Here is a 17,526-nt window from a genome sequence, read left to right as displayed (position 1 = left end):
AGGCTGAATCAGACCGCGGGCGCGGTGGCCGGAGGTGCTCGCCGGGAGCGCAGCGCACGCGCCCCCGCGGTGAAGAGAGACAGGGCCAACGCCAGCAACACCACCGCCACCACCCCGTTCACCCGGGAGACGGCGGAGCTGGCCGGCTGCAGCGCCTCGCGCACCAGGAGCACCAGGCTGGTGAGCGTCACGGCCCCCACGAACAACATGGGCACCAGCGCGTACACATACGGCCGGCTCGTGCTCTTGAGCCACACACAGACGCCCAGCAGGGACAGCGAGGCGAGCAACTGATTGGACGTGCCGAACAACGTCCAGAACGAGCGCCACGCCCCCGTGCCCGCCAGCAGCACGAAGGCCAGCGGGACCCCACACGTCACCGCCGTGGCCACCATCGCCGACACCCGGCCCTTCCGCCCCGTCAGCTCCTGGAGGATGTAGCGCCCCAGCCGCGTGGACACGTCCAGCGTGTCGAACACGAACGTGGAGAAGGCCATGGCGCCGAACGTCGTGGCGAAGACGAGGTGCTCCTTGCCCAGCACCGTGACGAGTAGGCGTCCCAGCCCCGCGCCGTACACCGCGCCCGGCGCCTTGCCCGTCAGCTCCCCCTTCGTGGCAATCATCACCGTCGCCAGCGCGATGACCGCCACGAAGCCCTCCAGCAACATCGCCCCGTAGCCCACCGGCTTGCAGTGCGGCTCCTTGTCGATCTGCTTCGACGTGGTGCCCGAGCACACCAGCCCGTGGAACCCCGAACACGCTCCGCAGGCGATGGTGACGAAGAGGAAGGGAAACAGCGCGCCTCCCGCCCCCGGCACGTTGAAGCCCGCGAAGGCCGGCTGCTGAATCGACAGCTCCCCGCTCAGCCCACCGTAGAAGATGCCCACCACACCCACCGCCAGCGCCGCGTAGAGCACGAAGCCGCCCAGATAACCGCGCGGCTGCAGGAGCACCCACACCGGCGTGAGCGACGCGACGAAGCAGTACGCGAGGATGAGCGCCGCCCAGCCCCGCGCATCCAGCACCAGCAGCGTGGAGAAGCGCGTGCCCAGGTACACGACCCCCAGCGTCGCCGGCACGAAGATGAGCGTCTGCAGCCACAGCGGCGGCTTCAGGTACCGGTCCACCAACCCCATCACCACCGCCAGCGCCAGGTATGCAATCGACGCGAAGGCCACCGCGCCGCCCGGGTTGAAGCGGAAGGTGAGCCCCTCCAGCTCCGCGTCGCCGCTGACGAACGTCGCGGCCGTGGCGTCCGTGAAGGCGACGATGACGTAGACGAGCGCCACCCAGATGAAGGCCAGCATCGCCAACCCCGCCGTTGCCCCCAGGTGGGTGCGCACCACCTCCGCGATGGAGACGGCCCCGTGGCGCACGCTGGCCACCAGCGTGGCGAAGTCATGCATCGCCCCGATGAACACCGCGCCCACGGCAATCCACAACAGCGCCGGCAACCAGCCGAACTGCTGCGCCGCGAGGATGGGACCCGCGATGGGACCCGCCGCGGCAATCGCGCTGAAGTGCTGACCCAACAGGTAGAAGGGCTTCGTCGGCACGAAGTCCACGCCGTCGTTCTTCGCGTGCGCGGGCGTCTGGGCCTCACCGTCCAACCGGAACTGCCGGGCGATGAAGCCACCGTAGAAACGATAGCCGAGGGCCAGCACCACCAGGAACACGCCGGCAATCAGGGGGAGGCTCATCCCTGAAGGCTTTCCCGCCCGGGACTTCCGGTCAACTCCATGACTCCTGGACGCTCGGGGAACGAATCAGCGTCCTCACTGCCCCACTTTGTCCAGCTGTCGCTGCGCGGCCTTCTTGAGCCGCTTCACCTTCCCGAGGAGCTCGGGGTCCACCTCTCCCTCGGAGGCCTCCACCAGTTCCTTCAGGTCGTCCCGCTGCTGGCACAGAAAGCCCAGGTCGTCGCAGGAGCGGAACTCCTGGAGCGTCTTGAACACCGCAACGGACTCCTTCCACTCCTTCTTGAGCTCGGCCTGGGACTTGTTCGTGCTGCCGGAGATGATTCGCACGCGCGGGGCCGCCGCGCGCTTCGGCGGGGTGGACTTCGGGGGCGCGGACTTCGGGGCGCTGTTCAGCGGGGCCAGGAACAGGTCGTCGGACAGCTTCTCGTCCGAAGGCTTCGGCGGAGGAGGCGCGGGGGGACTGTCGGCAGCGGCCTGTGGGCTGTTCACGGCGGCCACGTCACCCGTGGCTGGAGGCGCCGCGGCCCCTTCGCCCGGCGCGGCCTCTGGAAGCGCGGGCTCCCCGCGGGCCACGGCGCTCTCGGAGGGCAGCGGCGGGGTCCGCTCGATGGGCCTGGAAGGCGGCGGGCCCTCCAGGACCTGGGTGAGCCCCAGTTGCTGCGTCAGGCGCCTGCGCAGCACGGGGTCCAGGGTGAGCGCGGCGGCTCCCGCCAGCAGCGCACCCAGTCCGCCCAGCACCACCACCCACGCCACGACGGACCTGCGCTGGGAGCGCCTGGGGATGGTCGTCCGCCGGGTGTCCTCTCCCGGGCGGCGCGCGGCGGGCTGCGCATTCGGACGGACGGGCACCGCCGTGCGGCGCGTCTCGTCATGCGAGGGCATGGACACGCGCACGTCCACGTCCTCCTCCTCGTCCTCGACAGGCGCGGGCGCCGGGGCGGGCGCGGGGCGGATGACGGAGGCGGACCCCGTGCGCCGGCCCGAGACGGGCGCCATGCCGGGAGACGAGGGGCGAACGCGGCGTGAGCCCGTCTTCGGACGCGAGGGACCGGACCGCTCCTCCTGCTCCCGCGCGGCGCCTTCCGCGTCGCGAAGGAAGCTCTCGTCCAGCACCACGCGAGGCTGGGTGTCCTCATGAAGGCCGGCGGCGGCACGGGGCTGCGTGTCGGCCGCGCGAGGCCCCCGAGGGTCCGTGTCCGCGTCGCGAGGCCCACGCGGCTGCGTGTCGTCGGAGCGCTCCGCGCGCGGCGGCCGGGACGCGCGCGGATTCGTGTCCATCTCCTCCACCCGCGCCGCCTGCTCGTCGTGCCCCATCTGCTCGGGCGTGAGCACCGGCAGCTCGGCGCTCTCCGGCTCGGAACCCGTGTCCGAGACGACCACGCCCGGCTCGGCACTTCTAGAGGGAGGCGCACCGCCCGGGTTCGTGCGCACCGGCGTGCTCGCGGGGATGGAGATGGCGGGCATCACCATCGCTCCCGAGCGCGTCGGGGCGCTCGGAGGCGGCGAGGAGAACGGTCCGCTCGTCGCGGAGACGGCGGGCATCACCAACGCCCCCGAGCGCGCGGGAGCCCCGGTCGGAGGCGAGCCCGCGGGAGCGCTCAGCGCCTGCCGCTGCGGCATCACCGCGGAGGCAGGAGGCACCGGCGCGGCGGGCGGCGGCTGGGACGCGGGAGGCGCAAGCCCACCGGGACGAAGACCCGACGCGGGCACCGGGGGCCGGGACATCGGCGCGCCGGGACGAGGCTCGCCCCCCATCACGCGCAGCGGCTCCGCGCGGGGCTCCGTCGGCTCCACCGGCCACGGAGAGGGCTCCGAGTCGGCGGGGCCGACCACGGCGCCAATGGGCAGCAGCTCCAGCTCGGTGGGCCGCATGTCCGGACGCGCGGGCATCGGGGGCGGCGGCGCGGGCGGGGACCAGGGGGCGGGTGGAATGGCCTCCGGCGGCACGGTGGCCAGCGGTACCTCCCGCGTCTGCGAGGGCGGACGCATCACGGGAGCAACGGCGGGCGGCGGCGTGGGAGGAGGACGGTTGAAGGCCTCCGGCTCCACCTCCACCGAGGGCGACGTGTCCGGATTCAGCCGGCTCGCCCGGGCGCGGGCCTCTTCCTCCAAGGCCTCCAGCGGGAAGGCGGGCCGCGTGGCCTCGTCCATGGGAATGCCCGGACGCGTCTCGCCGTCATTCACCGGACCGCCGGCCTCGCGGCTGCGCGGCGTGGGGTGGAAGGAGAGCGCCTCCACCGGGCCATCCAACCGGATGGTCTTCGCGGGGAGGATGGCCCCCGCCGGCAGCGTCGCGCGGGGCGCGGTGCCGCCGTCGTCCTGCTCCTGCGCCGCGGCCCGTGGCTCGGGGACACCTCCGCGCGGCACGTCCTTGAGGCTGGCCAACAGGCGCCGCTCGGACTGGAAGTCCGCCGTGAAGAGCTCCCGCATGAAGCGGCTGACGCTCTCCGGGCCCGCGCTGGCGTCAATCTCCATCAGGCACGTCTGCAGCCGGCCACGGAACTCCTCCGCCGTCTGGAAGCGCTGCGTGGGGTCCACCTCCAACGCCTTGGCCACCAGCGCCGTCACCGAGCGCGGCGTGAGCGGCTCCACGTTGTCCAGGGGGGCGACCTTGGGGTTGGCCACCACGGACATCAGCTCGCCGGGGTGGATGCCGTCGAAGGGGTTCTTGCCGGCGATGAGCTCGTAGAGCGTGAGGCCCACCGCGTACAAGTCACTGCGCCGGTCCACCGGCTGGTGCCGCGCCTGCTCCGGGGACATGTAGAGGAACTTGCCCAGGATGATGCTCGGGTTCGTCTTCGCCGCGGACAGCCGGCTCTTGGCGAGCCCGAAGTCGACGACCTTCACCTCCCCCTCGTAGGAGATGAGGATGTTCTGCGGAGAGATGTCCCGGTGGACCAGCTTCAGGTCCTCGCCGTCGTCATCCTTCTTGCGGTGCGCATAGGCGAGCGCGTCCAGCACGCGGCCCATGATGTAGAGGATGAAGGTGAGCGGCAGCGGCACCTGCCTGTCCCGCACCCGAGCGGCCACCTTGCGCAGGTCCTTGCCGTCCACGTACTCGAGGGCCATGTAGGCCTCGCCCTCGTGCAGCCCCATGTCCAACACCTGGGCGATGGAGCCGTGGCTCAGCCGGACCAGGGTGCGCGCCTCGCCCACGAAGCGCTCGACGAAGTCGCTGTCCTCCGCGAGCTGCGGGAGGATTTTCTTGATGACGCACAGCTTCTCGAAGCCCTGCGCGCCCTCCAGGCGGGCGAGATAAATCTCTCCCATGCCGCCCGTCGCCAGATGGGACAGGAGGGTGTACCGGCCAAAGGGCTGGGGCCGGAACGGACGCAGCCGGGCGGAAGGGTTATGGGCGTTCATGGAGGCGGGGGTCCACCACTCGGGCCCCATTGAACCCCGTCCAGGGCCACGGCATCAACCCGTCAACCTGCCGCGAGGGGTTTTCACCGCAGTCCCGGGTTGGTGAGCGTGCCGACATCCTCGTCGAGCACCTCGAAGACGGCCACCTTCTCCCGGGGTGCGCGCACCATCCGCTCCCCCAGGGGCATCACGTCGAAGCGGGCCCCCACGGAGGCCAGCATCTTGCCGGTCATCAGCACCTGGCCGGGGTTGCCCGTGGCGGCCAGCCATCCGGCCACGGCCATGCCCTCGCCCACCGCCGTGTAGTCCGAGCGCACCTCGTTGCCGATCATCCCCACCAGCGCGCGCGTGGTGTGCAGGGCCAGCCGCAGCTCACAGCGCTCGTCCAGGGGACGGCGGCTCATGGCCCGCTCCCAGTCCGCGCGCAGGGACAGGGCGGCGCGCACGGCCCGCACGGCGTCCTCGCCCTTCACGTAGGGCACGCCGAACAGCGCCCGCATGGAGTCGCCCTGGAAGCCCTCCACCGTGGCCTCGAAGCTGAACACGATGCCGGTGGCCCGCGAGTGGAATTCGTTGAGCAACTGGGTGGCCTTGGCCGCGCCGATGCGCGGAGCCAGCGCGCCAAAGCCCACCAACTCCACGTGCAGCACGGTGAGGGTGCGCTCCTCCAGCCCCGGCAACCGTCCCCCCTGACGCAAGGCCTCCGACGCTCGGCGCTCCGCGATATCCGGCGGGTGGAAGCGCTCCAGCATCCGGCGCATCCGCTCCAGCGTGGCGCCGCCCTCCTTCGGGGAGAACTTCTGCACGCCCGTGGCCACCAGGTGCGCCACCGCCGAGCACGCATCCAGCATCGGCTCCAGCCCATCCCCCTTCGCGGAGGTGTTGACGTAGAGCACGCCCGCGTACGGGGGCTCGGCGCCAATGGGGATGCACAGCACGCTGTCCACGCCGTAGAGGATGACGCTCTCGCGGGCGGCGAAGCGGCGGTCGTCGCGCACGTCACCCACGGCGAGCGCGCGGCCCTGCTTCAGCGCCTCGTCGACGATGGCGTCGGACACGGGCACCTCGCCCTTGGCCAGCTTGCCCCGGTGACGCACCGCCGCCGGCACCAGCGCGCCCGTGGGGTGCTTGAGCAGCACGACGGCCGTCGTGGCGTCCGTGCGCTCCAGCAGCCGGTCCATCGTCATGTCCAGGAAGGTGGACAGCGTGGTGGCGGTGGAGAGCGCCTCCGCGGTGCGGAACATCAGCACCAGCGTCTCCTGGCCCACGCGGGGACTTGCGGGCGCAATCGGCGTGGACGCGCTGCTGAAGTCCTCGAAGGGCATGGGCCCCACGTTGTCCAACAGGCGCAGCACGTCCGCGTCCCGCACGCTCTTGGCCAGCAGCACGGAGGGACCCACGTCCTGCCCATGGCCGAAGCGCACGACGCCGCCCGCGCCCAGGTCCACCATCTCCGTGGCCGCGTTCTCCACCGTGTTGGGCTGGCGGACCGCGAGCGTGTTCTCGCCCAGCGCGACGGTGTCCCCGGGGGACAGTTGTCGTGAGCCCTGCAAGGGCGCGCCGTTGACGCGACTGCCGTTACGGCTGCCCAGGTCCTCGATGCGGAGGATGTCCGCCTCGACGTACAGGCGCGCGTGCCGGCGCGAAACGAGGTCGCCACCCAGGACGATATCGTTCTCGTCCGCGCGGCCGAGGCTCGTCACGCCCTCGGGCAAATCGTAGGACGTATCGAAGTAGCCGGGCCCGTTGATGATGATCTGCCACATCGAATGCCCGACATTACACGACTCTCCCGTCTCATGAGAGAAGGAGACACCGCTTCGAGAGGGGGGACAGGAGTGACCCGGACTGCCGGCGCAAGTGCTTCGCGCCGCGTCAAGACTGACAGTGCTCCGGGCGACTCGCAAGTGCCCGCCAGGGCGAGTCCTCAGCGCGGCCGGTGGATGAAGACGGACTGTCCGTGGCGCACCGCGGTGAAGGCCGTCAGCGCTCTTTGGGCGGGGCCTTGGAGCACCGCGCCATCCAGCGCGAAGCGGGAGCCGTGACAGGGACACTCCATGACGCCCTCGGCCGGGAGCCAGTCCACGGCGCAGTCTCCGTGCGTGCAGATGCGCCACAGCGCCACGAAGCAGCCGGGCCGCGTGTGCACGAGCACCACGTCCAGGAGCGCTTCGGGCACGCGCACCTCGGCGTGGCCTCCTGGTGATTGCAGCGCCGGGTGGTCCGCGAGCCGCACCTCCACCCAGCCCTCTTCGGCCGTGCCCGGCACCGGCGCCCCGGGACAGGCGGCGCCGTCGGGCGGGAGGTCCAGGACGATGGCCTCCCGCCACTCCCCGCCGCACCCCACTCCCAGCGCGGCCAGGGCACAGCCACCCTGGGCCAGCGTGAGGAGCGCGGCGCGGCGGTCCAGCTTCGTCATGGCGCGGCCGTGAGCGACACGCCGTTCACCACGGCGACGCCGTCCAAATCGAACCCGGCGGACGTGCCGACGGAGCCGCTGGTGCCAGAGTCCTGGATGCGCACGTAGCGCGCCCGGCTGAGGCCCACGGTGGCCAGGTCGAACCCGTCTCCGCCCGCGACGGCGGGGTCCGTGGCGCTGATGCCGGCGGCGGGGTTGGCCGTCACGGGACGTACGCCCGCGCAGCCCGGGTAGTTGTTCGCCGCGTCCGAGGGGGCGCAGGGGAACTCGAACCACTGCACGCCATTGTCGCTCACGGACACCTTCGCCCGCTCGGTGAAGGCACGAGGGCCTCCGGCGATGAGGAAGGCGTTCTCGAAGACGAGCAGGTCCACGCCCGGCCCGTCCATCACCGCGAGGTCCGTGAAGCGCAGGGTGATGGAGCCCGACTTGCCCAGCGAGAGGACGTCGAGCGAGCCGCTGTCCAACCCCGAGCCCACCGGCGGGCCCAGGACGATGGACGGGAAGCGGTCCTGTCCGAAGCCCGCGCCGGGGCCCGGAAGGAACTCCACGACCTCGTCCGCGTACGGGTCCGCGGGCACGGCGACGCTCGCGTCTTCAGGCGAGCCCGAGTCCCCCGGCCCCGCGTCCTCCGAGGGCGAGGACGGGTCCTCACCACCGCAGGCCGACAGGCTCAGGAGCAGGGCGAGCGCCGCGCCCCGCTGGTGCGGCCAGGACACGCGGCGACTCACGGGGCCACCTGGAGGCGGACCAGTCGCTGGCCGTTCTTGTCGGCAACGCCCACCAGCACGTCCGAGCCGAGCGGCTCCAGCATCGTGACGGTGGTGCACTGGTCCACGTAGTCGAGCACGGCGGCGCGCGCGCCCACCGTGACAGTGTCGCTCCCCGTGCTGGTGGACAGCGCGAAGCGGGACACATCCGTGCTCACGAAGCTGAAGTTCTCGTCATACCCGCCGCGGTTGACGACGACACCCGCGCCGAAGGAGGACGCACTGTCGAAGTCGCTGCCCACCTCGATGGGCGACTGGCTGCCCAGCTCCAGCGGCGTCCCGCTGGTGATGGCCTGGGCGACGACCGACGGCGCCACGCCGTAGATGACGTTGACGAAGTCTCCGTTGAAGAAGCCCAGCGCGGCGACGCCATTGTCCGCCACGGCGGTGAAGCCGCTGGCGACCACGCCTTCGGCCGGGAAGTTGGCCACGCGCACCGTGCCCAGGGGATTCGCGGACGTCACCACGCCGTAGATGCCGAGCCCCGTGGGCAGGGTGCCCAGGCCGCCACCGTTGAGGAGCACCGCGCTCGTGTCCCCGTTCGAGAAGGCCGCCGCGGAGTAGTTCTTCGGCGCGGTGAGGAAGGACGACGAGGCCGGCGTGGCGATGTCGTAGAGCGAGAGGGAGCCCGGAGACCCGGAGGCGCCCGTGGTGTAGCCGGTGAAGACGCGCTGCCCGTCGTTGATGAGGTAGCCGCCCGCGTAGACCGCGACGCTGCCAGCGCGGTCCTCGGGGGTGACGACGTCATAGAGCTTGGTGGGGGACAGTTGGAGGTCGGGCCACGTGCCCATCGAATACAGCGCGGCGTCCTTGCCGCCTCCCTGCACCGCGTAGAACGAGTACGTCGGACCCGGCGACGAGCCCAGGGCGGAGATGCCATCCGGCAGCGGGGCCGTCTCGGTGGCGACGAAGCCCGCCTGGAGCTGGAGCGTGCCCAGCTTCGCGTCGTGCGGCGTCGTCTCGCAGGTGACGGGGCCCGCGTCCGGCGTACCCGCGTCCGGCGTACCCGCATCCGGCGTGGGGTCCACGGGGCCGGCGTCCGGCGTGCCCGAGTCCACGGGGCCCGCGTCCGGCGTGGGGTCCACCGGGCCTGAATCCGGAGTGCCAGAGTCCACGGGACCGGCGTCCGGCGTGCCCGAGTCCACCGGACCTGAATCCGGCGTGCCCGAGTCCACGGGACCCGCGTCAGGCACCGGGGGCTGGCCAATCGGCTCCGTCTCGCACTTCTCGTCGACGCAGACCCACTGCTGGCCCGCGGGGGGCTCGCCGTTGTCGGCGCGGCAGTCGAATGTGTCCACGCACTCGGGGTTGCAACCCGTGCCAAGCAGCGCCACCGCGAAGGTGGTCACAGCCAGCGAAACAGACTTCGTCCAGGGAGCTACGCGCTTCCAGTCAGCGGTCTTCATCGGCGTCCTCAGTCCCTCTCCGCCCCCACGGGCGGGTGGGCATCCAGGAGGACGCGGTCGAAGGCGGGCCCGGGCACACCCACGTGCACGGAAGAAAGGCTGACGCCTCCGCCGCCTCCCCTCGGAGGCCTCGGTGATGTCCGTGCCCGAAGGGCACGGGTCCTTGGCAGGTTTTCGGACTCGCAGGCGCGGATGCCCCGGGGGCACCCACCTAGTGGCCGTCGCTTCCCAGCCCCATGGAGGGACCAGTGCTTCGTGACGGCGGTCGTTCCTGCACACCGCTGCGGGGCAGTCCCGGATTCACACCGGGTTCCCTAGAGCCGCCGTGTTTCCACGTCAGCACCGAGGACGCCGGCGGGGATATGGCGGGTGACCGGCATTGTCAATGGAGCGCGGTGACGTCGATGGCATTGGACACGGGGCGACGCGGGTCCAACGGGCACGCCTCCAGCGCGGGGCCCTTCGCCTCGGGCGTGGAGTAGCCACGACGCTCGGTGAGGCGGCCGTCTCCCACCTCCACCACGAAGACGCGGCCGGCGTTGGTATCCGCCAGGTACACCGAGCCCTTCGCCACCGCGAAGCGACTGGCCACGGAGAGCACACACCCGGGCGCGCCCGGCTGACAGCCAGGGTTGAGCGCGTAGGAGGCCACGACGGTGTCGTCCTTCACCAGCACCAACCCGGTGGAGCGCACGGACGTCGCGATGTAGCCATTCTCCGGGTCATAGAGGGCCTCGCCGATACAGGCGACCACCAGCTGGTCCCCCACCGCCTCCACGTAGCCCGCGTTGAGGCAGCGCTCCGCGCCCAGGTCGATGGCGCTCATCGCGCCGGTGGAAGGGTCGATTCGCGCGAGCATGCCCGGCCCGTTGGGACGGTAGTCATTGGCGGGATTCAGATTGGTGAGCGCCACGTACACGGCGGAGCGCGTCGCCGTCACCGAGTACGGCAGCGGCATCACCGGGCCTCCGCCAAAGGGCTTCAGGTCCAGTCCCGTGAGCGACAGCGTGTCCACCTTGCGCGGCTGCTCGGGGTTGGAGATGTCCACCCGCGCCACGGCGTTGCCGTGCTGGAAGTTGGAGCTCGCGGTGCCGAACAGCGGGATGAAGAGCGTATCGCCGAAGCGCGCGAGCGCCTGGGGACTGGTGTTCGCGCCCAGGTTCACCTGGCCCACCGTGCGCAGGCCCAGGCCATTGCCCTGCGCCGTGCCCTCGCGCTTGAGCACCTGGAGCGTGTTGTTCACCGAGTCGACGACGTACACGTAGGGCGGGTCCACGAGGATGTCGTTGGGCGAGCCGGAGACCACGCCCAGCGAGTCCTCCTCGACGAGGGTCCCCAGGTTGCCTCCCGCCGCCTGGAGCAGCTTGCCGTTCGTCATGTCCGCCGCCAGCACGAAGCCGTCCCATGACGCGAGCGACTGCACACCCGCGCCGAACTCGCGCCGGGGCCCCAGCTGGTCCGTTCCCGCCTGGATGCCCACGAGCTGTCCGTTCGTGAAGCACGCCGTCACCACGTCGTATGCGCACCGTCCGGCGTGACACGACTGCACGTCCGGACACGCGACGCCGCACGCGCCGCAGTTCAGCACGTCCGTCCGCGCATCCACGCACGCACCACCGCAGCGCAGCAGCCCCTCCGAGCAACCTTCGCGACACGCGCCCGCCTCGCACACCTGACCTGTGGCGCAGGCCGTGCCGCAGGTACCGCAGTGGGCCACGTTCGTCGCGGTGTCGACACAGGCGCCATCACAGGACTCGGTGCCAGCGCGACAGCCGCAGACGCTGTCCTGACAGACTTCGCCCGTGGAGCAGGTGTTGCCACAGGCGCCGCAGTGGGCGGTGTCGCCGCGCAGGTCCACGCAGGTGCCCTCGCAGACCGTGAGGCCGGCGGTGCACACCACGCCTTCATCCGGGCAGCCGGTGAGCACGAGGGCCAGGAGAGAGACTGACAGCAACGCCAGCGGCGTGGACTCAAGGGGACGGGGCGCGCGGGGCATGGGAGTCCTCGGAGGAGGGAGGCGACGGGGGGTTCGGCTCGAGCGACACCGCGAGGGTCGCGTAGGCCGCGCGCCCTGGCAGTGGGAAGCCAGTGAAGTCCTGGGCCCGCGAGTCGAGGAGGTTCTTCACCTCGACCGACAGGGTGACGTCCGGAGCGTGCAGGAAGGTGCTGGAGGCACCCACACTCCAGAGGGTGCGTGACGGAAGGTCGCGCGTGCCGGTGCGGTTGACGAGCTGAGAGGCCTGGTACAGCACCTCCGTGCGGGCGTTGAGCCAGTCGGGCCCGGCGCGCACGCGGCCCACCCACTTGTGGCGCGGGCGATAGGGCAGGTCCTGATTGTAGAAGCGTGGGTCGCCCAGACGATTCTGCGTGCGCAGCCACGTGTAGCTGCCGCTGGCGGACAGCCAGGAGAAGGGCCGGGCCTCGCCCTCCAGCTCCACGCCCCACACTCGGGCGGCGTCGAAGTTGTAGGGCCGCGCCATCATCGGGGGATACAGCTCGTAGGCGATGAGGTTCTCGTACAACGCCGCGAAGCCGCCCGCCGTCGCGCTCCAACGGGGCGCACCCGAGACACGCTCTTCGGAGTCCCAGACCAGGGCCGCGTCCGCGTACAGGGCGCGCTCGGGCTTCAAGCCGGGGTTGGGCAGGAGCGTGCCCTGGCGGATGTACAGCTCCAGGAACGAGGGCGCGCGGTGGGACTGGCCCGCGTTGGCGCGCAGCCCGAAGCCACCGCCCAGGGACACCGCCGCGCCGAGCTTCGGAGAGAAGAGCCAGTAGGGCCCCACGCGCTCCAGCCGCAACGAGGGCACCACCTCCAGCACGCCGCCCAACAGGGCCCACTCGTCCATGACCATGACGCTTCCGCGCCACCAGCCCGCGGACTGCGCGCCCCGGGCCTCGGTGACCTGCTCGCCGGAGGAAGCCACGGTGGTGGTCAGCGTATGAGCGCCGCCCAGCGGAGTACGCCCCTCCAGTTCGACGCCGCCGACGAGGTGGCGCTGCGGGCCTCCCGCGCCGAGGAGGCCGCCCGTGACCTCCAGGCCATCGCGCCGGAAGAAGCCTCGCGCGCTGCCTTGCGTGCCAGTGCCACCGAGCGCTCCCGACCAGCGCACCCCGAGCGAGAGCCGGTCCAGGTCCTGTCGCCCGGCGGACTGGGGATTCTGCACCGTGCCGGGAATGGCACGGTCCTCCAGGGCCAGCTCGGAGAGCACATCCAGACGCGAGCCTCCGGGCAGTCGACGTCGGTAGCGCAGCAGCACGCCACCACCCTTCGCGTCGTTGCGGGCACGGGCCTCGGCGGTGACGGGGTTGTCGTCCACCGCTGGCAGCTCGTCGAGTTCGTAGGCGAAGTCTCCATCCGAGCGCCCCGCATGGAGCAGCACCAGTCCATGTCCGTCGAGCAGCGGGCCCGTCACCGCGACGTGTCCCAGCGCCGTGTTCCAGCTTCCGTAGGTGACCTCACCACTGCCGCGCGTGTGCGAGGAGGGCGCGCGCGTGACGATGTTCACCGCACCGCCCAGGCCTCCCGAGCCATAGCGGGCGCCCGCGCCACCGCGCAGCACCTCGAAGCGCTCCACCAGCGCGGCGGGAACCTGGGACAGGTCCGCCATGCCGCCCGCGCCGTTGAGCGGGATTCCATCGAGGAACACCAGTACGCCGTTCGACGCGGCGCCTCGGACGACGAGGCTCTTGCTCTGGCCGTAGCCCCCCGAGTCCTGCACCGCGAGGCCCACCGAGCCGACGAGCAGCTCCGCCGTGTCGCGCGCTTCACCCGCGCGAGCGGTGGCATCGATGACGGTGATGGCGCCCGTCGGGTCCCTGCGCTCGGGCGAGTCCGGCGGTGGCGGCGACTTGCCGCGAACCACGGTGGAGCGCGCACGGGAGCTGTCCGGCTCCGCGGCGGCATCGTCCGGCACCTGGGCGCGGACTTCGACAGGGAGGCTGAGCGCCAGGCACACCAGGTGCCCGACGAGGAAGGTGCGCCGCATGCTCCGCCTTCCGCTCTCTCCATCGAAGAGAGAAGGCCGTCCGCACGTGTCGCCACGCGACACGTTCGCACCCCTGGGCAGGTCTCCTGGCTGATGGGCTCCGGCCTCAGGCGCACGGCGCGTCTGGCTGGAAGGGGGCTTCCGCCTTCCCCCGGAGCGCCTCAAGGCCGCTGCCGAAGTGGCGACTGTCCGAAGTCCCCGGCCCTGTCCTCAGGGCTGCCCAATCACAGTGGCGGGACCGCACCGGATTCGCACCGGCTTCCCTCTTGAAAGCCCGACATGGGCACCCAAGGGCGCACCCCTTCTAGGGGGTCACCTCCGTCGCGTCAAGCGCACCCGGGACAGCGCGGCACACGAGCGCACGTACTGCTCGAAAGCACTCGCTTGGAGGAACACCACCTCCGCGCCACCCAGTCGCAACGACGCGCGGCTGAACAGCGGCGAGGAGCGGCCCGGCACTATCAACACGCCTTCCTGATACGTGCCGCCGTGGCTCTCCAGGTCCGTCACGCTCCACACCTCCGTGTGCGGCTCCGGACGAAACCGCGCGTGCTGACGCGACACAGTGGGTTCGGGCAGGACGATGTCGCACTCGGGGCTGCGTCCCACCGTCACCTCGGGACCACTTCCCCGAAGGCGCGGCCGCAGCTCGAACACGACGGGCTCCACGACACGCGAGGGCGACGGGCCCATCAAGGTCGGCGCATCCACCGGAGACACCGGGCGCGGGCGACTCGGCATCGAGTCCCACACCAACACGGGCCACCCGACATCGCGCAGCAGCGCCTCGCGGTCCTCCCGAAGCTGAGCCGTCAGCGCGGACAAACGGTGGAGCACGAGGGTCCTCCAGGCCGGAAGGAAGGTGCGCTCGCAAAGCTGTGCACGCCCCTTCCGTCTGTCCACCCCCACACGTCCACGAGGACGCCTTCGCGGGGGGAACCTCGCGGGTCGCACACGCGACCCCAGCGCCAGCCACGGTGAAACAATCCGGGCCTCACTTCTCGGGGCCGCAGGCGCTCCCCAGCGTGGCCACGTCCGCGTCGTAGTGCAGCGCCAATGCGCCGGAGGACTCGATGTGGCGCACGAAAAGGGAGCCGTACACCTCCGCGTTGCCACTGAGTGTCATCGTGGCACCGGGCGCGTAGAAGTTCCCCGCGAGCACGCTGCCCGCGGAGATGCCCAGCGTCCCCGTGCCCGCCGAATAGACGCGGACGCGGGCCGGCGCGTCGATGGAGCCCAGGAGGAACTGCCCTGCCACCGTCACGTCGCCGCCGATGAACAGGTCCAGCTCTCCGGGCGGCACCACTTCCACCGAGAGCCGCTCGCCAATGACGACGTCGTCTCGCACGAACAGCGCGGTGCGCTCGCGCACGACGAGGTTCAACCGTCCCTGTCCCTCGATGTTCGTCAGGAAGAAGCGCCCGCACGGCAGCTCCAGCGTGCGCTCCCCATTGAAGCCCGCAAGCGACGAGGCATCCAGGCCGATGGCCTCGTTGTGGTTGTTCTCGGCGTGGCTGCTGATGAGGCCGCGAATGTCCACCCGCGAGGCGTCATCACACGCGCACGGAGCCACCGAGTCCACCGGCTCTCGCAGCACCTCCGAGGCCGTCACCGTGCCGGACATGATGCGCTCGGCGGGCACGGCCAGCTTGCCCTCCACCGTCAGCGACGCCAGACCCACGTCACCGCGCACCCACGCATCCCCCGTCACCTGGGCGGACACGTTGCCCGTGAGCGGACCTCCGCTGTACAGGCCACCGCCCACCGACAGGCCGCGTCCCAGGGAGATTCCATCCGCGCCGCCCGCGCTCAGCCCACCGCCGACCTTCAGCGTGTCGTTCGCCGCGACGCCGCCGTTCGTCGCCACCGCGCCGCCCTGCCCTCCTGGCACGTACTTGCCCATGGAGCCGCGGAACGCATCCGTGGTGAGCGTCGCGCTGAACGCGAGCCTGTCGCACGAGCACAGCGCGTAACGGAAGGCGCGCTCCGCGAGGTGACCGCTGCACACCTTGGCGCCCGTGACGCTGTCACCCACCAGCAGCAGCGGGCCCGTGGAGGCACAGAAGGCCGCGGGGTCATCGGAGGGGTTCTCGCCCTCCCCTGTCGTCCCGCTGTCCGACGAGGCCACCGGGCCCGCGTCGCTGTGCGGCGTGTTGATGAAGGCCACCGGGTCCCTCACCGTGCACGCGGCCCCCACCACGAGCAAGCCCAGCAGGACAAAGCTGCCCGGAGAACGCTTCCACCGCGATGCGAAGGCGCGAGTCATCGACCTGAAATCTCCCTCAGTCGGGTCCGAGCCGCCACTCCATGGGGCGAATCGGGGTGGCGCGCGAGAAAGGACTCCAGCGCCCGCGCCTCGCCGTCCCTGTCGCCCAGGGCCCGCAGGGCCTCCGTGACGCCGTGGCTCGCTTCTTCTTCCAGCACGCCCCCAGGCCAGCCCCGCTGGGCCTCCTGGTACTGACGCAGCGCCCCTCGCGCATCGCCCAGGTGCTCCAGCCGCAGCGAGCCCGAGGCCACGCGCGCGACATACGCGGACATGCCCTGTGGGTCGGTCCGGATGACGCGCAGATAGAGCGCCTCCGCGGCCTTCCACTGTCCCGTGGCGCGGTGACCATTGGCCCGGCGCAACAAGTCCTCCGGAGCGGGCGCGCTGGGGAGCATCTCCGTCCCACGGGGCTTCGCGGACGGCGAAGGGACCGCGACGTCCGGAGTGGTCCGAGGCACGCCGACCTCCGTCCCTCCGGTCGCGGTCTGCTTCATGCCAACGCCAGCCACGTCGGGTTCGGCCCGTGCCACGCCGACCTCCGCGCCGGTCCGCATGACTCCGACGCCGGCGACCTCGGCCCGCTCCACGTCGACGCCGACCTCCGCTCCGGTCCGCGTGACTCCGACGCCGGCAACCTCGGCCCGCTCCACGTCGACCGTCGGCACCACCGGCTCGGGACGCACGGGTTCGACGACGGCGGGCGCTGCCACGACAGACGTCTCGACGGGCGCCAGCGAATCGCTCCGGCGGGACAGGTGCCATGTCGCGACAGCCGCCGCGCCCACCACGAGCAGCGCCCCTCCCATCAACCACTCGTGCCGGCGACGGGAACGCGGAGGCGGCGAAGGCGCGTCCAGGGCGGCGAGCACCGCGGCCTGCACCAGCGCCGCGGACTTCTGCCGAGACAGTCGACGAGCAGGCCCCGGGTCCTCGTCCAGCGGCGCGAGCATCCCCGGAGGCAGCCCTTCTTCATCCAGGAGCCGACTCATTCCGCGCCTCCATCCGGAACGCCGCCGTCCTCGGTCGCCAGTGCGCGGAGCGCCGCGCGCCCCAGCCGCAGACGACTCCGAATCGTCTCGAAGGGAATTCCCAGCTCGTCCGACACCTCCGGCACACTCATGCCGAGCACATGATGCAACACCATCGCATGTCGCTGCTCGTCGGGGATACGGTCCAACAACATCACCATGCGACGGCGATGCACGTATTCATCCGGGGGCGCATCCTCGGAAGGCACCGCCATCAACTCCGCGGACTCATCGACGCGCCGCGCCTCGTTGCCCCGGGCGCGCTTCAGCCATGCGAACGTCGTGCGAGCCACCACCCGGTCCACCCAGGACTGGAACTGCCCCTCGCCCCGGTACGTGGAGAGCCCCCGCAGCAAGGCGATGAGCGCCTCCTGGGCGATGTCCTCCACCTCCCCATCCCCGTGCACCAGATAGCGGACGAGGTTGCGCACCCGAGGCAACAGCTCCATCAACAAGGACTCGGCGGCCTCCCTGCGCCCCTGGATGGCCGCCTGGATGCGGGGGTCCGCTCCAGGACGTGCTCTGCCGATGGCTTCCCGTCCCGTGCTCGTCATCGACCCCATGGAGGAAGGTCGAGCCGAAAACGGG

General features: G+C 71.3%; 12 protein-coding genes and 2 riboswitches. All 12 genes read right to left on the bottom strand.

Features of this window, described 5'->3' with window-relative positions; all coding sequences use genetic code 11:
• Positions 1-8 precede the first annotated feature (8 nt).
• The 12 genes from HUA74_RS09415 to HUA74_RS09360 all read right to left on the bottom strand — a co-directional run bounded on the left by HUA74_RS09415 (position 9) and on the right by HUA74_RS09360 (position 17,492).
• Positions 9-1,700, bottom strand: a complete 1,692-nt coding sequence (locus HUA74_RS09415) for a carbon starvation protein A (protein ID WP_174454235.1) — start codon at positions 1,698-1,700, stop codon at positions 9-11.
• A 75-nt stretch (positions 1,701-1,775) separates the two neighbouring features.
• Complete coding sequence (locus HUA74_RS09410; protein WP_174454234.1) at positions 1,776-5,063, bottom strand: serine/threonine-protein kinase; 3,288 nt, start codon at positions 5,061-5,063, stop codon at positions 1,776-1,778.
• 83 nt (positions 5,064-5,146) lie between these two features.
• Positions 5,147-6,829: an FHA domain-containing protein gene (locus tag HUA74_RS09405; RefSeq protein WP_174454233.1), complete on the bottom strand. Its 1,683-nt coding sequence runs from the start codon at positions 6,827-6,829 to the stop codon at positions 5,147-5,149.
• 161 nt (positions 6,830-6,990) lie between these two features.
• A complete protein-coding gene (locus HUA74_RS09400) occupies positions 6,991-7,482 on the bottom strand; it encodes a ubiquinol-cytochrome c reductase iron-sulfur subunit (protein ID WP_174454232.1) in 492 nt (163 codons plus the stop codon).
• The gene (locus HUA74_RS09395) at positions 7,479-8,213 is read right to left on the bottom strand and encodes a cell surface protein (RefSeq protein WP_371817217.1); all 735 of its coding nucleotides are present in this window, start codon (positions 8,211-8,213) and stop codon (positions 7,479-7,481) included. The genes HUA74_RS09400 and HUA74_RS09395 overlap by 4 nt, the downstream gene beginning before the upstream one ends.
• Positions 8,210-9,658: a hypothetical protein gene (locus HUA74_RS09390; RefSeq protein ID WP_174454231.1), complete on the bottom strand. Its 1,449-nt coding sequence runs from the start codon at positions 9,656-9,658 to the stop codon at positions 8,210-8,212. Before HUA74_RS09390 ends, HUA74_RS09395 begins: the two co-directional genes overlap by 4 nt.
• A 147-nt stretch (positions 9,659-9,805) precedes the next feature.
• A riboswitch (cobalamin riboswitch) is annotated at positions 9,806-10,020 on the bottom strand.
• Positions 10,021-10,040: 20 nt separating this feature from the next.
• Entirely contained in the window at positions 10,041-11,654 is a 1,614-nt protein-coding gene (locus HUA74_RS09385; protein ID WP_174454230.1) for an MXAN_6577-like cysteine-rich protein, read from the bottom strand.
• Positions 11,629-13,644 carry a TonB-dependent siderophore receptor gene (locus HUA74_RS09380; RefSeq protein ID WP_174454229.1) on the bottom strand — a complete coding sequence of 672 codons (2,016 nt, stop codon included), beginning with the start codon at positions 13,642-13,644 and terminating at the stop codon, positions 11,629-11,631. Before HUA74_RS09380 ends, HUA74_RS09385 begins: the two co-directional genes overlap by 26 nt.
• 58 nt (positions 13,645-13,702) lie before the next feature.
• A riboswitch (cobalamin riboswitch) is annotated at positions 13,703-13,950 on the bottom strand.
• A 6-nt stretch (positions 13,951-13,956) separates the two neighbouring features.
• The gene (locus HUA74_RS09375) at positions 13,957-14,481 is read right to left on the bottom strand and encodes an FHA domain-containing protein (protein WP_174454228.1); all 525 of its coding nucleotides are present in this window, start codon (positions 14,479-14,481) and stop codon (positions 13,957-13,959) included.
• Positions 14,482-14,638: 157 nt separating this feature from the next.
• Positions 14,639-15,910, bottom strand: coding sequence for a hypothetical protein (locus HUA74_RS09370; protein ID WP_174454227.1), 1,272 nt, complete (start codon positions 15,908-15,910; stop codon positions 14,639-14,641).
• Positions 15,907-16,899, bottom strand: a complete 993-nt coding sequence (locus HUA74_RS45535; RefSeq protein ID WP_254623601.1) for a tol-pal system YbgF family protein — start codon at positions 16,897-16,899, stop codon at positions 15,907-15,909. Before HUA74_RS45535 ends, HUA74_RS09370 begins: the two co-directional genes overlap by 4 nt.
• Positions 16,896-17,492 (bottom strand): RNA polymerase sigma factor, encoded by a 597-nt coding sequence (locus HUA74_RS09360; RefSeq protein WP_174454381.1) that lies wholly within the window; start codon positions 17,490-17,492, stop codon positions 16,896-16,898. Before HUA74_RS09360 ends, HUA74_RS45535 begins: the two co-directional genes overlap by 4 nt.
• Positions 17,493-17,526: the final 34 nt, after the last annotated feature.

Source organism: Myxococcus sp. CA051A (assembly GCF_013336705.1).
Lineage (GTDB): Bacteria > Myxococcota > Myxococcia > Myxococcales > Myxococcaceae > Myxococcus > Myxococcus llanfairpwllgwyngyllgogerychwyrndrobwllllantysiliogogogochensis.
Note: the sequence above shows the minus strand (reverse complement) of the source record. Positions and strands in the feature narration are given on the sequence as shown.